This window comes from Pseudomonas sp. HY7a-MNA-CIBAN-0227, from assembly GCF_040310325.1.
Lineage (GTDB): Bacteria > Pseudomonadota > Gammaproteobacteria > Pseudomonadales > Pseudomonadaceae > Aquipseudomonas.
In genome coordinates, this window is record NZ_JBEOPT010000005.1 from 80,571 (window position 1) to 96,201 (window position 15,631).

At 59.8% G+C, this 15,631-nt stretch carries 15 protein-coding genes; 10 read left to right on the forward strand and 5 right to left on the reverse strand.

Annotated features, from left to right (window positions below; all coding sequences use genetic code 11):
- Nucleotides 1-20: 20 nt before the first annotated feature.
- The 3 genes from AAEZ06_RS10320 to AAEZ06_RS10330 are packed head-to-tail and all read left to right on the forward strand — an operon-like array spanning nt 21 to nt 2,961.
- On the forward strand, nt 21-1,163 hold the full coding sequence (locus tag AAEZ06_RS10320; protein ID WP_149412270.1) for an ABC transporter ATP-binding protein: 1,143 nt from the start codon (nt 21-23) through the stop codon (nt 1,161-1,163).
- A complete protein-coding gene (locus tag AAEZ06_RS10325) occupies nt 1,160-2,080 on the forward strand; it encodes an ABC transporter permease subunit (RefSeq protein ID WP_149412269.1) in 921 nt (306 codons plus the stop codon). Before AAEZ06_RS10320 ends, AAEZ06_RS10325 begins: the two co-directional genes overlap by 4 nt.
- Complete coding sequence (locus AAEZ06_RS10330) at nt 2,077-2,961, forward strand: ABC transporter permease subunit (RefSeq protein ID WP_149412268.1); 885 nt, start codon at nt 2,077-2,079, stop codon at nt 2,959-2,961. The genes AAEZ06_RS10325 and AAEZ06_RS10330 overlap by 4 nt, the downstream gene beginning before the upstream one ends.
- Before the next feature lie 460 nt (nt 2,962-3,421).
- Here the strand turns inward: AAEZ06_RS10330 and AAEZ06_RS10335 are convergent, their stop codons facing one another.
- Together AAEZ06_RS10335 and AAEZ06_RS10340 are read right to left on the reverse strand one after the other, a co-directional pair.
- Nucleotides 3,422-5,806 carry a penicillin acylase family protein gene (locus tag AAEZ06_RS10335; protein WP_350614155.1) on the reverse strand — a complete coding sequence of 795 codons (2,385 nt, stop codon included), beginning with the start codon at nt 5,804-5,806 and terminating at the stop codon, nt 3,422-3,424.
- Nucleotides 5,807-5,837: 31 nt separating this feature from the next.
- On the reverse strand, nt 5,838-6,413 hold the full coding sequence (locus AAEZ06_RS10340; RefSeq protein ID WP_350614157.1) for a DUF6436 domain-containing protein: 576 nt from the start codon (nt 6,411-6,413) through the stop codon (nt 5,838-5,840).
- 110 nt (nt 6,414-6,523) lie between these two features.
- Here AAEZ06_RS10340 and bipL point away from each other — a divergent pair, with 110 nt between their 5' ends.
- A complete protein-coding gene (gene bipL / locus AAEZ06_RS10345; RefSeq protein ID WP_350614159.1) occupies nt 6,524-7,465 on the forward strand; it encodes a phospholipase BipL in 942 nt (313 codons plus the stop codon).
- Between the two features lie 43 nt (nt 7,466-7,508).
- Here bipL and AAEZ06_RS10350 read toward each other — a convergent pair whose 3' ends face one another.
- On the reverse strand, nt 7,509-8,261 hold the full coding sequence (locus AAEZ06_RS10350) for a DUF2059 domain-containing protein (protein WP_149412264.1): 753 nt from the start codon (nt 8,259-8,261) through the stop codon (nt 7,509-7,511).
- A gap of 131 nt (nt 8,262-8,392) precedes the next feature.
- Between AAEZ06_RS10350 and AAEZ06_RS10355 the strand changes: the two genes are divergently transcribed.
- Both AAEZ06_RS10355 and AAEZ06_RS10360 read left to right on the forward strand, forming a co-directional pair.
- Complete coding sequence (locus AAEZ06_RS10355; protein ID WP_149412352.1) at nt 8,393-9,025, forward strand: 2OG-Fe(II) oxygenase; 633 nt, start codon at nt 8,393-8,395, stop codon at nt 9,023-9,025.
- 2 nt (nt 9,026-9,027) lie between these two features.
- Nucleotides 9,028-9,522 carry a 2-thiouracil desulfurase family protein gene (locus AAEZ06_RS10360; RefSeq protein WP_149412263.1) on the forward strand — a complete coding sequence of 165 codons (495 nt, stop codon included), beginning with the start codon at nt 9,028-9,030 and terminating at the stop codon, nt 9,520-9,522.
- Nucleotides 9,523-9,559: 37 nt separating this feature from the next.
- Here the strand turns inward: AAEZ06_RS10360 and AAEZ06_RS10365 are convergent, their stop codons facing one another.
- On the reverse strand, nt 9,560-10,339 hold the full coding sequence (locus AAEZ06_RS10365) for a transporter substrate-binding domain-containing protein (RefSeq protein WP_149412262.1): 780 nt from the start codon (nt 10,337-10,339) through the stop codon (nt 9,560-9,562).
- Between the two features lie 139 nt (nt 10,340-10,478).
- Between AAEZ06_RS10365 and AAEZ06_RS10370 the strand changes: the two genes are divergently transcribed.
- The gene (locus AAEZ06_RS10370) at nt 10,479-10,919 is read left to right on the forward strand and encodes a DUF4399 domain-containing protein (RefSeq protein WP_133100896.1); all 441 of its coding nucleotides are present in this window, start codon (nt 10,479-10,481) and stop codon (nt 10,917-10,919) included.
- Between the two features lie 61 nt (nt 10,920-10,980).
- On the opposite strand, the gene serA is transcribed toward AAEZ06_RS10370, so the two are convergent.
- Nucleotides 10,981-12,210: a phosphoglycerate dehydrogenase gene (serA, locus tag AAEZ06_RS10375; protein WP_350614163.1), complete on the reverse strand. Its 1,230-nt coding sequence runs from the start codon at nt 12,208-12,210 to the stop codon at nt 10,981-10,983.
- A gap of 204 nt (nt 12,211-12,414) precedes the next feature.
- Between serA and AAEZ06_RS10380 the strand changes: the two genes are divergently transcribed.
- The 3 genes from AAEZ06_RS10380 to AAEZ06_RS10390 all read left to right on the forward strand — a co-directional run bounded on the left by AAEZ06_RS10380 (nt 12,415) and on the right by AAEZ06_RS10390 (nt 15,598).
- Nucleotides 12,415-13,809, forward strand: coding sequence for a D-2-hydroxyglutarate dehydrogenase (locus tag AAEZ06_RS10380; RefSeq protein ID WP_149412261.1), 1,395 nt, complete (start codon nt 12,415-12,417; stop codon nt 13,807-13,809).
- 24 nt (nt 13,810-13,833) lie between these two features.
- The gene (locus tag AAEZ06_RS10385; protein WP_149412260.1) at nt 13,834-14,499 is read left to right on the forward strand and encodes a fumarylacetoacetate hydrolase family protein; all 666 of its coding nucleotides are present in this window, start codon (nt 13,834-13,836) and stop codon (nt 14,497-14,499) included.
- A gap of 172 nt (nt 14,500-14,671) precedes the next feature.
- A complete protein-coding gene (locus AAEZ06_RS10390; RefSeq protein ID WP_149412259.1) occupies nt 14,672-15,598 on the forward strand; it encodes an SdiA-regulated domain-containing protein in 927 nt (308 codons plus the stop codon).
- Nucleotides 15,599-15,631 lie beyond the last annotated feature (33 nt).

The window sequence follows — 15,631 nt, forward strand, 5'->3', positions numbered from 1 at the left end:
TCTTGTTGGGAGTTTCGTAAATGGCAGTTGCCTCCGGCGCCTATAAGAAAGCCCTCGAGGGCGACCAGACACCGAAAAAGGTGCTGGTCAAAATCGACCGGGTCACGAAGAAATTCGACGAGACGATTGCCGTGGACGATGTGTCCCTGGAAATCAAGAAAGGCGAGATCTTCGCCTTGCTCGGCGGTTCGGGTTCAGGCAAGTCCACCCTGCTGCGTATGCTCGCAGGTTTCGAGCGCCCGACCGAGGGCCGGATTTTCCTCGACGGTGTGGACATCACCGACATGCCGCCCTACGAGCGGCCGATCAACATGATGTTCCAGTCCTACGCCTTGTTCCCGCACATGACGGTGGCGCAGAACATCGCTTTCGGCCTGCAACAGGACAAGATCCCCAGGGCCGAGGTGGATGCCCGCGTCGCGGAAATGCTCAAGCTGGTACAGATGAGCCAGTTCGCCAAGCGCAAGCCGCACCAACTGTCTGGCGGCCAGCGTCAGCGCGTGGCCCTGGCCCGCTCCCTGGCCAAGCGGCCGAAGTTGCTGTTGCTCGATGAGCCGATGGGCGCCCTGGACAAGAAGCTGCGTTCGCAAATGCAACTGGAGCTGGTGGAAATCATCGAGCGCGTGGGTGTGACCTGCGTGATGGTGACCCACGACCAGGAAGAGGCCATGACCATGGCCGAGCGCATTGCGATCATGCACCTGGGCTGGATCGCGCAGATCGGCAGCCCCATCGACATCTACGAGACGCCAACCAGCCGCCTGGTGTGCGAGTTCATCGGCAACGTCAATATCTTCGAAACCCAGGTTGTGGACGACGCCGAAGGCCACGCGCTGCTCAAGTGCCCTGACCTGGACCGCGACATCTATGTCGGCTACGGCATCGCCACCTCGCTAGAAGACAAGTCGGTGACCTACGCCATCCGCCCGGAAAAACTGCTGGTGACCTCCGAAATGCCGACCTGCGAGCACAACTGGTCCAGCGGTAAGGTCCACGATATCGCCTACCTGGGAGGGCACTCGGTGTTTTACGTCGAGCTGCCCAGCGGCAAGCTGGTGCAGTCCTTCGTCGCCAACGCTGAACGCCGTGGCGCGCGGCCGACCTGGGGTGACCAGGTCTACGTGTGGTGGGAAGACGACAGCGGCGTGGTACTTCGTTCATGAACATGAAGAAACTCAAGCGCCAGTTGCAACGAATAACCCCCGGTGGCCGGCATGTGGTCATCGGGATACCTTTCCTCTGGCTGTTCCTGTTCTTCATGCTGCCGTTCTTCATCGTCCTGAAGATCAGCTTTGCCGAAGCCGACGTAGCGATCCCTCCGTACACTGAGATCTACACCTTCGTTGAACAGAAGCTGCAGTTGGTGCTCAACCTGGCCAACTACGCGATGCTGGGCGATGACGAGTTGTACATCGCAGCCTATCTTGGCTCGCTGAAGATGGCGTTTTTCAGCACAGTGTTGTGCCTGCTGATCGGTTATCCGATGGCCTATGCCATCGCCAGCGCCCGCAAGGAAATGCAGACCGTGCTGGTGCTGCTGATCATGATGCCGACCTGGACGGCGATCCTGATCCGCGTCTATGCGTGGATGGGTATCCTCAGCAACAACGGCTTGCTCAATGGCTTCCTGATGTCCATCGGACTGATCAACGAGCCGTTTCAGATACTCAATACCAACATCGCGGTGTATATCGGCGTGGTCTATTCCTACCTGCCGTTCATGATCCTGCCGCTCTACGCCAACTTGGTCAAACATGACCAGAGTCTGCTGGAAGCCGCGTCGGACCTGGGTTCGAGTACCTTCAACAGTTTCTGGAAAATCACCGTGCCACTGTCCAAAAACGGCATCATCGCCGGCTGCATGCTGGTGTTTATCCCGGTGGTGGGCGAGTTCGTGATCCCTGAACTGCTGGGCGGTCCGGAAACCCTGATGATCGGTAAAGTGTTGTGGCAAGAATTTTTCAACAACCGTGACTGGCCGGTGGCTTCTGCCCTGGCGGTGGTGATGCTGGCGATCCTGATCGTGCCGATCATCCTGTTCAACCGCAGCCAAGCCAAAGAGATGGAGGGCAAGATATGAAGCGCTTCAGTTTCTCCAGCTTTATGCTGGTCGTCGGGCTGCTGTTTATCTACCTGCCGATGCTGATTCTGGTGATCTATTCGTTCAACGAGTCGAAACTGGTGACGGTGTGGGGCGGTTGGTCGATCAAGTGGTATATCGGCCTGCTGGATAACACCCAACTGATGGGCTCGGTAGCACGCTCCCTGGAAATCGCCTGCTACACGGCGGTGGCGGCAGTGGCGTTGGGCACGTTGGCGGCATTTGTGCTGACGCGCATCAGCCAGTTCAAGGGCCGCACGCTGTTCGGCGGCCTGGTTACGGCGCCGCTGGTGATGCCAGAAGTGATCACCGGTCTGTCGCTGTTGCTGCTGTTTGTAGCCATGGCGCAGATGATCGGCTGGCCCCAGGAACGTGGCATCGTCACCATCTGGATCGCTCACACCACGTTCTGTTCGGCGTATGTGGCGGTGGTGGTGTCGGCGCGTTTGCGTGAGCTGGACCTGTCGATCGAAGAAGCGGCGATGGACCTGGGTGCGCGGCCGTGGAAGGTGTTCTTCCTGATCACCATCCCGATGATCGCGCCGTCGTTGGCGGCGGGTGGGATGATGTCCTTCGCGCTGTCCCTGGATGACCTGGTATTGGCCAGCTTTGTCTCGGGGCCGGGTTCCACCACGTTGCCGATGGAAGTGTTCTCGGCGGTGCGTCTGGGGGTTAAACCCGAGATCAACGCCGTGGCCAGCCTGATTCTGTTGGCGGTGTCGCTGGTGACCTTCCTGGTGTGGTTCTTCAGCCGCCGTGCCGAAGAGCGCCGCAAGAAGGCGATCCAGCAGGCGATTGAAGAAGCTGCAGCGGACGGTTGGAAGCAGCCAGATGTGCGTCGGGCGCCTGCGCCAGTTTAATCAGGTCTACCTGAAGAAACTGGATCAAAATGTGGGAGCTGGCTTGCCTGCGATGAGGCCCTGTCAGTCGACTGATTGGTTGACTGATACCCCGCCATCGCAGGCAAGCCAGCTCCCACATTTGATTGCATTGCAAGTCGGTTATGCAGTCCAGGGCGACTGGCGAATCACCTCGACAAAGTTCATCGGCCTGAACCCAGACATCTGATCCCCTCGCGGGTTTTTGTGGCGAGCGGGCTTGCCCGCGTTGGGTCGCGAAGCGGCCCCAAACCTGGCGCTGCGACTTTGTCTGTAAGAATGCGGCGGCCTTACTGGGGCTGCTGCGCAGCCCAACGCGGGCAAGCCCGCTCGCCACAAAGCCCGCTTGTCACAAGCCCAGCACATGCGCAGCGTGTTCAATCGCAGGCTTGGAGTGACGCCGCAACAATTCAGGCTGAATTTCGCGGCGCCAGTTTGAGCGCTATTGCGCGGCTCTGGCCGGCAACAGTTTGAGCGTACCTCGGGTATTGGCCGTCACTTCCTCATCATTGAGGTGCGCCTGCTCATACCCACCCTCGATATACGTTTCTGCCTGGTCGGCGTAGTGCTTGTCGAACGGCACGCCGCTTTGCCCTACCGGGTTGATGGTCAGGGCGTGCGCGGCGTCGGCGAAGTCGATCAGGCGCCGGGTTGACGGCCCATAAGTCACCGGCCAGGGCGCCGGGCCGATGGCGGCAGACAGGTTATTTGGCACTTCGTGGGTGCCGGGGGCCGCGAAGGGGCCGACATTGACGATCTGGTCCAACGGCTTCTGCGATCCCAGCGGATGGCCATGAGTCAGGGTATGCGCCTTGCCCCACTGCCACTGCGTCGGGTCATCGCCGAAGGTGGCCTTGAGGTGCGCAAGGCTAGCTTGCCAGGCGAGCCGGACGGTGTCGGTGCGGGTCTCCTTGAGTGGGGTGGTGCGGTTGTCCCACCACGGCGAGTCGGTGGCAGCTGTGAGGCGCGGCAGGGCGGAGTCGATGACCCGGGTCGAGAGCAGGGTCTGGAACATGGCGTCGCCCAGCTCGTCACGCATCGCGGCATCAGCAAGATCAAACAGCAACTGGTTGAACAGCGTGGCGCTGGTGGAGTCGAGCGGGTAATCACCTTTCCACGCGGCCAGTTGCTCCACCAGTTTCAACTCTACCGGGTCCTTGACCACATCACGCAGCACTGGCAACAGCGGCGCCAGCAGCCTTGGCCCGTAGGCGGTGGTGGTGCCGAGCTGCAAGGCCTGGCTGTTTTCCAGATCCCATTTCACGCGGTTGTCGCTCAATTGCGCGTTCAACTGTTGGCCGCGATCCGCCAGGTTGTAATAGCCAGGAATCTCCATGCCGGTGGGCGACACGGGCTGTGCGTTGGCGGAGACCACGTAGCCACGCGCCGGATTTTCTTCCTGTGGGTTGGCGCTAAACGGGTAGAAGCCGAGCTTGTCGGCCTGGGTGGTGCTGCCATCGAGGATAAAACCGGGCTTGGCGTCGGCCGGGCGGATCGGCAACTGCGCCGACGCCCACCAGCCGATATCGCCCTTGGCATTGGCCCAGACAATATTCAGTCCCGGTGCGTGGACCTTGGCCACGGCGCTGCGAGCCTTGGCCAGGGTGTTGGCACGATTGAGCTGGTAGAAGCCGTCGAGGATCGGATTCTCGGTTTCGAGGAACGCCCACCACATGGCGATCGGCGTCTTGCCAGCGTTTGCGCCGAGCACGTCATTGATGATCGGGCCGTGGGGCGATTGACGCAGGGTCAGCGTCACCGGGGCCTGGCCCTTGATGGCGATCTGCTGCTCGCTGCTGGTAATGTCGACCCACTGGTCGTGGTAGCGGACCTGATTGGGGTTGTCCGGGTTGACCTGTTCGGCGATCAGGTCCAGATCATCGTTCTGGAACATGGTCAGGCTCCAGCCGAAATCCTTGTTGTGCCCCAGGAACGCTACCGGCACCAGCGCGTTGTGATAACCGTAGAGTTCAAAGCCCGGTGCCGACAACTGCGCCTCGTACCACACCGACGGCACCGAGAAGCGGATATGTGGGTCGCCAGCCAGCAACGGCTTGCCGCTCTTGGTGCGTGCGCCGCTGATGGCCCAGGCGTTGCTGCCCTCGAACTGCGGCAGGCCGTTATCGGCCAAAGCCTGCTCGCTCAGGCGGGCGATGGCGCCAAGGTCTTTCCAGTCGCCGGCGGCCAGGCCAAGATCGCCCCTGGGTTTCCAGTCAAGGTCGAAAGTTTTCAGGTAGTCGCTGCCGAGTTGATCGCGTACGTAAGTCAGCAAGGGCTCGGTACGAAAGGCGGCGGCAAAGCTGTAGGCCAGGTAGCCGGCGATGCTGATGGTGTCTTCGGCGGTAAACGGGCGCTTGGGGATGCCCAGTACGTCGAACTCCATGGGTTTGGCGTGGCTGTCCTGATACTGGTTGATACCGTCCAGGTAGGCTTGCAGGGCTTTCCAGTGGGGCGACTGGCGGTCCATCTGCGCTGCATAAGTGGTGGCGCGGTCACGGATGCGCAGGCTGCGAAACAGTTTGTCGGTGTCCAGCAACTTGGGGCCGAGCACTTCGGCCAGTTCGCCACGGGCCAGGCGACGCATGATTTCCATCTGGAACAGCCGGTCCTGGGCATGCACATAGCCAAGGGCGCGGTACAGGTCGGCTTCGTTCTCGGCGCGGATATGGGGTACGCCACGGTCGTCATAGCGAACAGTCACCGAGCCTTGCAGGTTGGCTATCTCTACCGTGCCCTGGCGGGTCGGCTGCTTGCTGTAGACGTACCAGCCGGCGCTGAGGGCGATCAGCACCAGTAGGGCTGTGAGGACCGACAACACGCGCTTCATGGAAATTCCTTAGTGAGAATGGGGCAGCAGACTACAAACCTTCCGGCCAGGAACAATAGCAGCCCACCGCCAGGGTGTGGGTTGCGTTCACGTCGCGTCCACCCTTGAGTGCCTGCAGGATAGGTTCGATAAAGCTGTTACTGGAATTACAGGTCAGCCCTTCGCTGTAAGGCCCGAAATAGGCCAGCTTGCCCGTGCGATCCCAAATCCCCACGGCGGGGCTGGCGGGCACGTGTTCGGCGCCGGGCAGGGCCGTGAGGACTTTCATTGCGCCGAGGGTCGTGGGCAACTGGCCGTGGCTGCCGGCTTTTTGCAGGGCGTAGAACTCCACGCCCTGGGGCGCGTATTGCTCGATCAATTCGCTGAGGTGCTGTTGATTGCCGACGTTGCACGGGCACGCAGGGTCCCAGAAATGCACCAGGCGAATCGGGCCGGGCCCGGCGAGGTCGTTGGGCAGCTTGAGCATGTCCCCGGAAAACACCGCCGTGTGTTCGCTGAAGGCTCGCAGGTAGCGATCCTGGAACCAGTCATACGCCGCCCACAACCCCACCGCGCAGATCAGTACGATCAGGCTGGCGAACAGGTCCGTGCGGTAAGGCTTTCGCATTCAGATCAATCCTCGAAGGACGCGTAGCTTGCCATGCTTGCCCTGACAGATGAATATCGCAGCTCGATAAAACCTGTGCAGCGCACCAAGCCTCTAGTCTGGAACCTCTTATGCCCGTGACCTTTGACCCCGATCACCTTCGCGAAAGCTTGCGGCCGTTGGTGGATGCGCAGCCGCTCTCAGCCGAGGCCCGGGTCTATCAGCGCTTCTATGGTCTGGACCTGGCGGCCCGCAAGGAGCCGGTTGTCAGCCGCCTGGGGCGTTTTGAGGTCGACGGATTCGAGGTGGTCAGCCAGGTCTGGTGGCCACGGCAACCTGTGGCAACGATGTTCCTGTTTCACGGTTTCTACGATCACATGGGCCTGTATCGCAACGTGGTGGACTGGGGCCTGGACCAGGGTTTCGTGGTGATCGCCTGCGACCTGCCGGGCCACGGGCTGTCCAGTGGCGAGCGGGCCAGCATCGACGACTTCGCGGTGTACCAGAGCGTGGTGCAGGCGCTGTTCGAGCAGGCCAAGGCGTTGCAACTGCCTCAGCCGTGGCACCTGTTCGGGCAAAGCACCGGCGGGGCGATTGTAGTGGACCACCTGCTCAACCACGGCGTCGACAGCCCGGCGCAAGGCAAGACGTTCCTGTTGTCACCGCTGGTCCGGCCTCGAGCCTGGGGTTGGTCGCAGCTCAGCTATTACTTGCTCAAACCGTTCGTCAAAGGCATTGCCCGACGCTTCAGCGATAACACCAACGACCCTGCGTTCAGGCCGTTCCTGGAAGCGGACCCGTTGCAGCCGCGGCAACTGCCCACCGCCTGGGTGGGTGCGCTGGCACGCTGGATCAAGCGTATCGAAGCCGCACCGCGCAGCAGTCGGCGGCCGCTGATTGTGCAGGGTGAAGAAGATATGACGGTGGATTGGCAGCACAACTTGCAAGTGCTGCAGGGGAAGTTTGATCAGCCTGAGATTTTGATGTTGCCGCGTGGCAGGCATCATTTGGCCAATGAGATTTCACAGATTCGCCAAGAGTATTTCAAGTTCCTCACCGACCACCTGAGCTGACCGAAATCTACAGGTGGGAGCGGGCTTGCCCGCTCCACATTTATTACGGAGCCAGGCTCGATGTACTTTGGCCGACGGCCAGGCCGGCGCGGATCGCGGCCAAGGCCGCTTGATAGTAAGCCTTGCCTTCCGGCGACTCGGCAAACGTAGCGAATTCTTCCAACTCCGGGTCGGACAAATCGCGATAGACGTACAACAGCGTGTTGTTCAAGTCATTGCCAATCTGCTGCATTAACCGCTCGCGCTGGCCGTTCAACATACCTTGGGCCTGACCGCCGCCCAGTAGGCCGGGAATCATCTGGCTCAAGCTGTCGGCCGCCACACCGGCAATCGCCAGGCTAACCTCCGCGCCGGCCTCTCGGGCGGGTAGCGCCTGGGCCAGGTGGCCGATGATCAGGCTACGGGTGGCATCGGCCTGGATTTGCGGCAGGCCCTGGGCGTTTTTCGCCAACTGATCCCGACGGGTCGCGAGCAATTCGGCGGCGACGATCTTGCTGCCCAAGGGCGACTGGAAGAAGGCCAGTGCAGGTTTTGGGTCCACCAGATTTTTGCGCAACTGCGCCTCGGCCCGCTGATCCATGGCCTTGGGGTTGAAGCGCTTATTGCTGTTGTCCACCAGCGCTTGGTATACGGCGGGCGGCAAGCTGTTGCGATAGCGTTGCTGAGCGGCACTCAAGGCGTCATTAAAATGCGCGCGTTGTTCTGGCCAGCCGGCGACCGTGTACAACTGGTCATGGCTGTCTGCCCAAGCGGGTAAAACGCAGAACATCAGCAAGGAAAAAAACAAACGACGCATATGGACTCCTGTCAGTCGGCCACTATTGTCCGTGTCGGGCGTAGGATTTGTCGAGAAGTCCTATCAGTCACCTGACTAAAGTGTATTCAGACGCTCAGCGGTGCTGTCGGATTCACAGGGGTATGGATACTATGCGCGCCATGCAAATACCCTCTGATCACCCGCTGTTGTTACGCATCGTCGACGACTTGGCTGTGAAAGGCTGGTCGCAGCAGAACATCTTCCTGCCAGAGGCTCTGACCCTGGAACTGGCGGCTGAGTGCCATAAACGTGCCGCTGAAGGTGAATTGGCACCAGCAGCCGTTGGGCGCGGGCCGTTTCAGGAGATTCGCGAGGGTATTCGTGGTGATCACATTCAATGGCTGGAAGCCGGCCAGGTCGCTGCCTGCGATAATTACCTCGACCTGATGGACAGCCTGCGGGTGGCGATGAATCGAGGCCTGTTCCTCGGTCTGGAAGATTTTGAAAGCCATTTCGCCCTGTACCCACCGGGAGCGTTTTACCTCAGGCATATTGACCGCTTTCGCGACGACGACCGGCGTATGGTCTCTGCGGTGATCTACTTGAACAATGCCTGGCTGCCTGAGCATGGCGGCCAGTTACGCATGTACCTTGACGAGGGTCTGGAGCACGATGTGGTGCCAATCGGCGGTTGCCTCGTGGTGTTCCTGTCGGGTGAAGTGCCCCATGAAGTCCTGCCCGCCACCCGCGAGCGCCTGTCCTTGACGGGCTGGTTTCGCCGGCGGGGCAACGAGCCGTTTTAATCATGGAAAAAATCTTGATCAGCCGCTGCCTGCTCGGGCATCGCGTGCGATACGACGGCGGGGCCAGCGGGCCCTTTGATCAACTGGCCGCTTGGCAGGCCGAAGGCCGCGTGGTTGCAGTGTGCCCAGAAGTGGCCGGTGGCTTGCCGACGCCACGTCCGTCTGCCGAGATTGCGGGCGGGCAGGGCGTTGATGTCTGGGAAGGCCGCGCTAAGGTGCTGACGGCTGAAGGTGAAGACTTCAGCGAAGCCTTTCTCGACGGCGCGCGTCAGGCGTTGGCGTTGGTGCAGCGCCACGGTATTCGTATTGCGGTGCTCAAGGCCAATAGCCCGTCATGCGGCAATCTGCTGACCTATGACGGCACCTTCACCGGCGTGAAGGTGAGCGGCGAAGGAGTGACAGCGGCGTTGCTCAAGCGCCATGGGGTGTTGGTGTTCAGTGAGCTGGAGCTGCCCGAGGCGGCACAGGCGCTGGCGCACCTCTCAAATCCGCACTGACCTAATGTGGGCTCGACAGCTCCCACATTGATCGAGTTTAGTCAGCCTTCGCCATCGGCTTGCTCGCATCCATCCCGAACCATTTCTCTGACAACGCCGTCAGCCGGCCATCCGCCTTGATTCGTTGCAGCGCCTTGTCCAGGCTCGACTTGAACGCGGGGTTGCCCTTCTGGAAGGGAATCGCCAGGCTCAAGGTCGGGCCGACGGTTGCACCTTCCTTAACCGGTAACTGACTGTCGCGAATCGCGTAGGGAATCAGCAGCCGATCACTGATGGCCGCATCGATCTGCTGGTCGGCCACGTCCTTGATCGGTTGTTTGGCGTCGGCGTAACTGCGCAGGTCGACACCTTCGGCGGTGCGCGCCTGCTCCACAAACTGACTGCCTTGGGCCACGCCCAGCGCCTTGCCCTTGAACGCGTCAAGGCTGCCCAATGGGCGGTTTTCCTGCTTGCGCACAATCAACTGGGCACTGGAATAACTATAGGGTTCGCTGAAATCGAAACGATCCTGCAGTTCAGGAGTCACAGCGATATGGTTGATCGCCACGTCGTACTTACCGCTTTCCACGCCGGGCAGCATGTCCGTGGCATCGGTGGTGATAAAGGAGGCGCGTACGTCCATCTCTTTGGCCAGCAACTCACCCAGTTCCACTTCAAAGCCGGTGAGCTTGTCGCCTTCCTTGAAGTTGAAGGGCGGTGTGTTGGCCTCCTGGGCAATGCGCAATTCGCCGCGATCAAACACATCATCGAACATTTCGGCATGAGCCAAGGGGCTTATCAGGGGTAGCAAAAGTAACAGGCCAGGCAAAAAATGCATGGTCACTCCTAAAGAATTCGAATGTGCGAGGCGTCGTTCAGACTCGCTTTGCTTTGCTATGGTGTTGAGTGCCTTGGACAACGATTTGTCGCTAAGTTGTCATAACCCTACAGATTTCACAAAAAAACTGGAGAAGTTAATGAAAGCCTTTTTGTCCCGTGCAACCCTGGCCAGCCTATTGCTGGGTGCTTCGATGCTGGCGACTGCCGCAGACGGTATCCCTCGTAGCGAACCACCGGCTGATGCCAAAGTCTTCATCGTCTCGCCCAAAGACGGCGCCACTGTCGATAAGACCTTCACCGTCAAGTTCGGCATGGGAGGCCTGAAACTGGCCCCAGCCACCGACCAGACCCCAGGCACCGGTCACCACCACCTGCTGGTCGACCAGAAAGCACTGCCTGACGCCAGCGTGCCGATTCCGGCTACCGACACCGTGATCCACTACGGCAAGGCCCAGACCGAAACCGAACTGACCCTCACTCCAGGTAAGCACACCTTGCAACTGGTGGCCGGCGACAAACTGCACATGCAGTTCAACCCGACTGTAGCGTCTAAAGTCATTACGGTTAACGTTAAGTAAGATTTGTTCAGACAAAAAAAGGGAGACCCGAGGGTCTCCCTTTTTCGTGGACGCTTGAAACCTAGAACAACACGCGGCTACGAATCGTGCCGTTGATGTGCTGCAGCTTCTCTTGCGCCAGGTCCGAGTACTCGGCGTCGACGTCGATGACGACGTAGCCGACTTTCTCGTTGGTCTGCAGGAACTGACCGGAAATGTTGATGCCGTTTTCCGCGAAGACCTTGTTGATCTCGCTCATCACACCCGGAATGTTCTTGTGGATGTGCAGCAGGCGGTGCTTGCCAGGGTGAGCCGGCAGAGCCACTTCCGGGAAGTTGACCGAGGACACCGATGTACCGTTGTCGCTGTACTTGACCAGCTTCTCCGCCACTTCCAGGCCAATGTTGACCTGGGCTTCAGCGGTGGAACCGCCGATGTGCGGGGTCAGGATCACATTGTCCAGGCCACGCAGCGGGCTTTCGAAGATGTCGTCGTTGGAGCGAGGCTCTACCGGGAACACGTCGATGGCGGCGCCGATCAGGTGCTTGTCCTTGATCGCGTCGGCCAGGGCGTCCAGTTCGACCACGGTGCCGCGAGCAGCGTTGATCAAGATTCCGCCCTTCTTGATGGCGCGGATTTCTTTCTCGCCCATCATCCACTGGGTTTCAGCGGTTTCCGGAACGTGCAGGGTGACGATGTCCGACATGCCCAGCAGCTCAGTCAGGCTGGAGACCTGAGTGGCGTTGCCCAGCGGCAATTTGGTCAGGGTGTCGTAGAAGTACACCTGCATGCCCAGGCCTTCGGCCAGGACCGACAATTGCGTGCCGATCGAGCCGTAACCGACGATACCCAGCTTCTTGCCGCGGATTTCGAAGGAGTTGGCCGCGCTTTTGATCCAGCCGCCACGGTGGCAGGAAGCGTTCTTCTCAGGGATACCGCGCAGCAGCAGGATGGCCTCGGCCAGCACCAGTTCAGCAACGGAACGGGTGTTGGAATACGGTGCGTTGAACACCGCGATGCCGCGCTCGCGCGCCGCGTTGAGGTCGACCTGGTTGGTGCCGATGCAGAAACACCCTACAGCCACAAGTTTCTTGGCATGGTCGAAGATTTCTTCGGTCAACTGGGTGCGGGAGCGGATGCCGATAAAGTGCGCGTCGGCGATCTTTTCCTTGAGCTGGGATTCCGGCAGAGAACTGGTGATGTACTCAATGCTGGTGTACCCGGAGGCCTTCAGGACGTCGACGGCCGATTGGTGGACGCCTTCCAGAAGAAGGAACTTGATCTTGCTCTTATCGAGAGAAGTCTTGCTCATCTGCGTAAACCTGTATCCCGGAGAAAATTGGCAGGGAGTCGAGCAGCGCAAGCTGACCCGGACGGCAGGAAAGCCGTCACCGCAGAACGCCCTTGGGCACTATCCTGCGGGGGCGGTATGCTAGCATACGTGCCCCGCTAAACACCCATTCCTGCGACGTGAAGCGTTCTCAGGATGACCATGAATTGTTCGAGAGTTCTGTCGATGACCCATCCTGCCCTGATTGATGAGCTAAAGACCCTGGTTGAGCCTGGCAAGGTCCTGACCGATGCCGACTCCCTGAATGCTTACGGCAAGGATTGGACCAAGCATTTCGCCCCGGCCCCTACCGCCATTGTCTTCCCGAAGACCACTGAGCAGGTGCAGGCCATTGTTCGCTGGGCCAATGAACACAAGGTCGCGCTGGTGCCATCTGGTGGCCGCACCGGCCTTTCGGCCGCAGCGGTAGCCGCCAATGGCGAAGTGGTGGTGTCGTTCGACTATATGAACCAGATCCTCGACGTGAACCTCACCGATCGCACCGCCGTGTGCCAACCGGGCGTGGTCACCAAGCAGTTGCAGAACACCGCCGAAGAAAAGGGCCTGTACTATCCGGTGGACTTCGCGTCGTCCGGCTCCAGCCAGATTGGCGGCAATATCGGCACCAATGCCGGCGGGATCAAGGTGATTCGCTACGGCATGACCCGCAACTGGGTCGCGGGCATGAAAGTGGTCACCGGCAAAGGCGACCTGCTGGAACTGAACAAAGACCTGATCAAGAACGCCACCGGCTACGACATGCGCCAGCTGTTTATCGGCGCCGAGGGCACTTTGGGCTTTGTGGTTGAAGCGACCATGCGCCTGGACCGTGCGCCGAAAAACCTCACCGCCATGGTTCTCGGTACCGCCGATTTCGACTCGATCATGCCCGTGTTGCACGCCTTCCAGAGCAAGCTGGACCTGACCGCCTTCGAATTCTTCTCCGACAAAGCCCTGGCCAAGGTCCTCGCCCGTGGCGACGTGCTGGCGCCGTTCGAATCCGACTGCCCGTTCTACGCGCTGCTGGAATTTGAAGCGACCACTGAAGAAGTGGCCAACGATGCCCTGGAAACCTTCGAGCACTGCGTCGAGCAGGGCTGGGTACTGGACGGCGTGATGAGCCAGAGCGAAACCCAGCTGCACAACCTGTGGAAGCTGCGCGAGTACATCTCTGAGACTATTTCTCACTGGACGCCGTACAAGAACGACATCTCGGTCACCGTATCGAAAGTCCCGGCTTTCCTGAAGGAAATTGACGCGATCGTCGGCGAACACTACCCAGACTTCGAAATTGTCTGGTTCGGCCACATCGGCGACGGCAACCTGCACTTGAACATCCTCAAGCCGGAAAACCTGAGCAAGGACGAGTTCTTCGCCAAGTGCGCCACCGTCAACAAGTGGGTGTTCGAAACCGTCGAGAAGTACAACGGTTCGATCTCCGCCGAACACGGCGTTGGGATGACCAAGCGCGATTATCTGAGCTATACCCGTTCGCCAGTAGAAATTGAATACATGAAGGCAGTGAAGGCAGTGTTCGACCCGAACGGGATCATGAACCCAGGCAAGATTTTCGCTGTTTAACAGTCACGAACCAGGAGTGGGTCAATGAGCTATCAGCATAAGTACGTCGACGGGACCAATATCCACTTTCCCCTGGGGAAAGTGGTGTGCATCGGGCGCAACTACGCCGAACACGCCAAGGAACTGGATAACCCGGTACCCACCGAGCCCCTGCTGTTTATCAAGCCGGGCAGTTGCGTCGTGGCGCTGGAAGGCGGTTTCACCATTCCTGCCGAGCGTGGTTCGGTGCATTACGAAGCGGAAATTGCGGTACTGATCGGCAAGCCCTTGTCGACCAAGCCCAGCCGCGAAGAAGTGCTGGACGCCATCTCTGGCTTCGCTCCGGCCCTGGATCTGACCCTGCGCGACAAACAGGCCGAACTGAAAGCCAAGGGGCTGCCGTGGGAAATCGCCAAGTCCTTCGACGGCGCGGCGGTGATTGCACCGTTTGTAGTGGGCAGCAGTTTTGCGGACATCGCCGACATTGGCATTCGCCTGACCATCAATGGTGAGGTGCGCCAGGATGGTAATAGCGCCAGCATGCTCAATCCAATTATCCCGATGATCCAGCACATGGCTGGCTGCTTTTCGCTGCAGGCGGGTGATGTGATCCTCACCGGTACGCCTGCCGGCGTGGGGCCGTTGAATGCCGGTGATGAACTGGTGCTGGAATTACCGGGTGTCAGTCGCTTCGAAAGCAGCGTTCGCTAAAACTTTGTGGCGAGCGGGCAAGTCCGCTCGCCACGACAAGCCCGTTCCCAGGTTGCCCAGCGTTGGCGTGTTGCATTTTTTTCACAGCTCATCTGGATAATCCCTAGACTGCGGCACGCGGGCCTGTCGATCCTGTGCTATCACCTATAGCTGACTTTTTGGAAAGTTCTCAATGGCCGTGCCTCTTCCGTCAGTAAAACCCTCTCGCCGTTCACGCTTCGTCATGCGCTGGTATTCCTGGCTGTTCCTGGCCGGGTCGATCATCTATGGCGTCTCCTGGGCGATGCACTGGGACGACCGTGGCGTGTTATGGGTGCTGGAGCGCTTCGAAAGCCCGGTAGAGCGCCAGGAAAGCGTTTGGCTTCCGGACTATCACGCGGTGATCGACGCCAAGCTACTGCCGGGGATGGAAAAGGACGAAGCTTCGGACCTGGCCTACAACCCGCAAACCAAAACGCTGTTCTCGGTCATGGGCAAGAACCCGTTCCTGGTCGAGCTGAGCCTGCAAGGCGATGTGCTGCGCAAGATGCCGCTGCTTGGCTGGAACAACCCGGAAGGTGTGACCGTGATGGAGAACGGCGTGCTGGCCATTGTCGATGAGCGCATGCACACCCTGACCCTGGTCAAGGTCGATGCAGGCACCCGCCAACTGACCTTCGCCGACTTCCCGACCTATGACCTTGGCCCGTCCAAGGACCAGAACAAAGCGTTCGAAGCCATCACCTGGGACAAACGCAACCAGCAACTCGTACTGGGTGAGGAACGCCCACCGGCCTTGTTCACCTGGAAAAGCGACGGCAGCCAGGCCCTGGTTGGCGACAAACAGAAGCACCCCAGCACCGAATTGGACATGCGCAACCTTTCGGCCCTGAGCATCGACCCGCGCACCGGCCATATGTTGGCGCTGTCGGCCGATTCCCACCTGCTGCTGGAGTTGGATGGAACAGGCGAGCAAGTCAGCTTCATGACCTTGCTCGGCGGCTTCAACGGCTTGAAGAACACCATTCCCCGTGCTGAAGGTGTGACCATGGACGAGAACGGCACCCTGTACATGGTCAGTGAGCCAAATCTGTTCTATCGTTTCGAGAAGCAGAAATAGCAGACTGATTACGTCGGACTCTTCTCTGTCAGC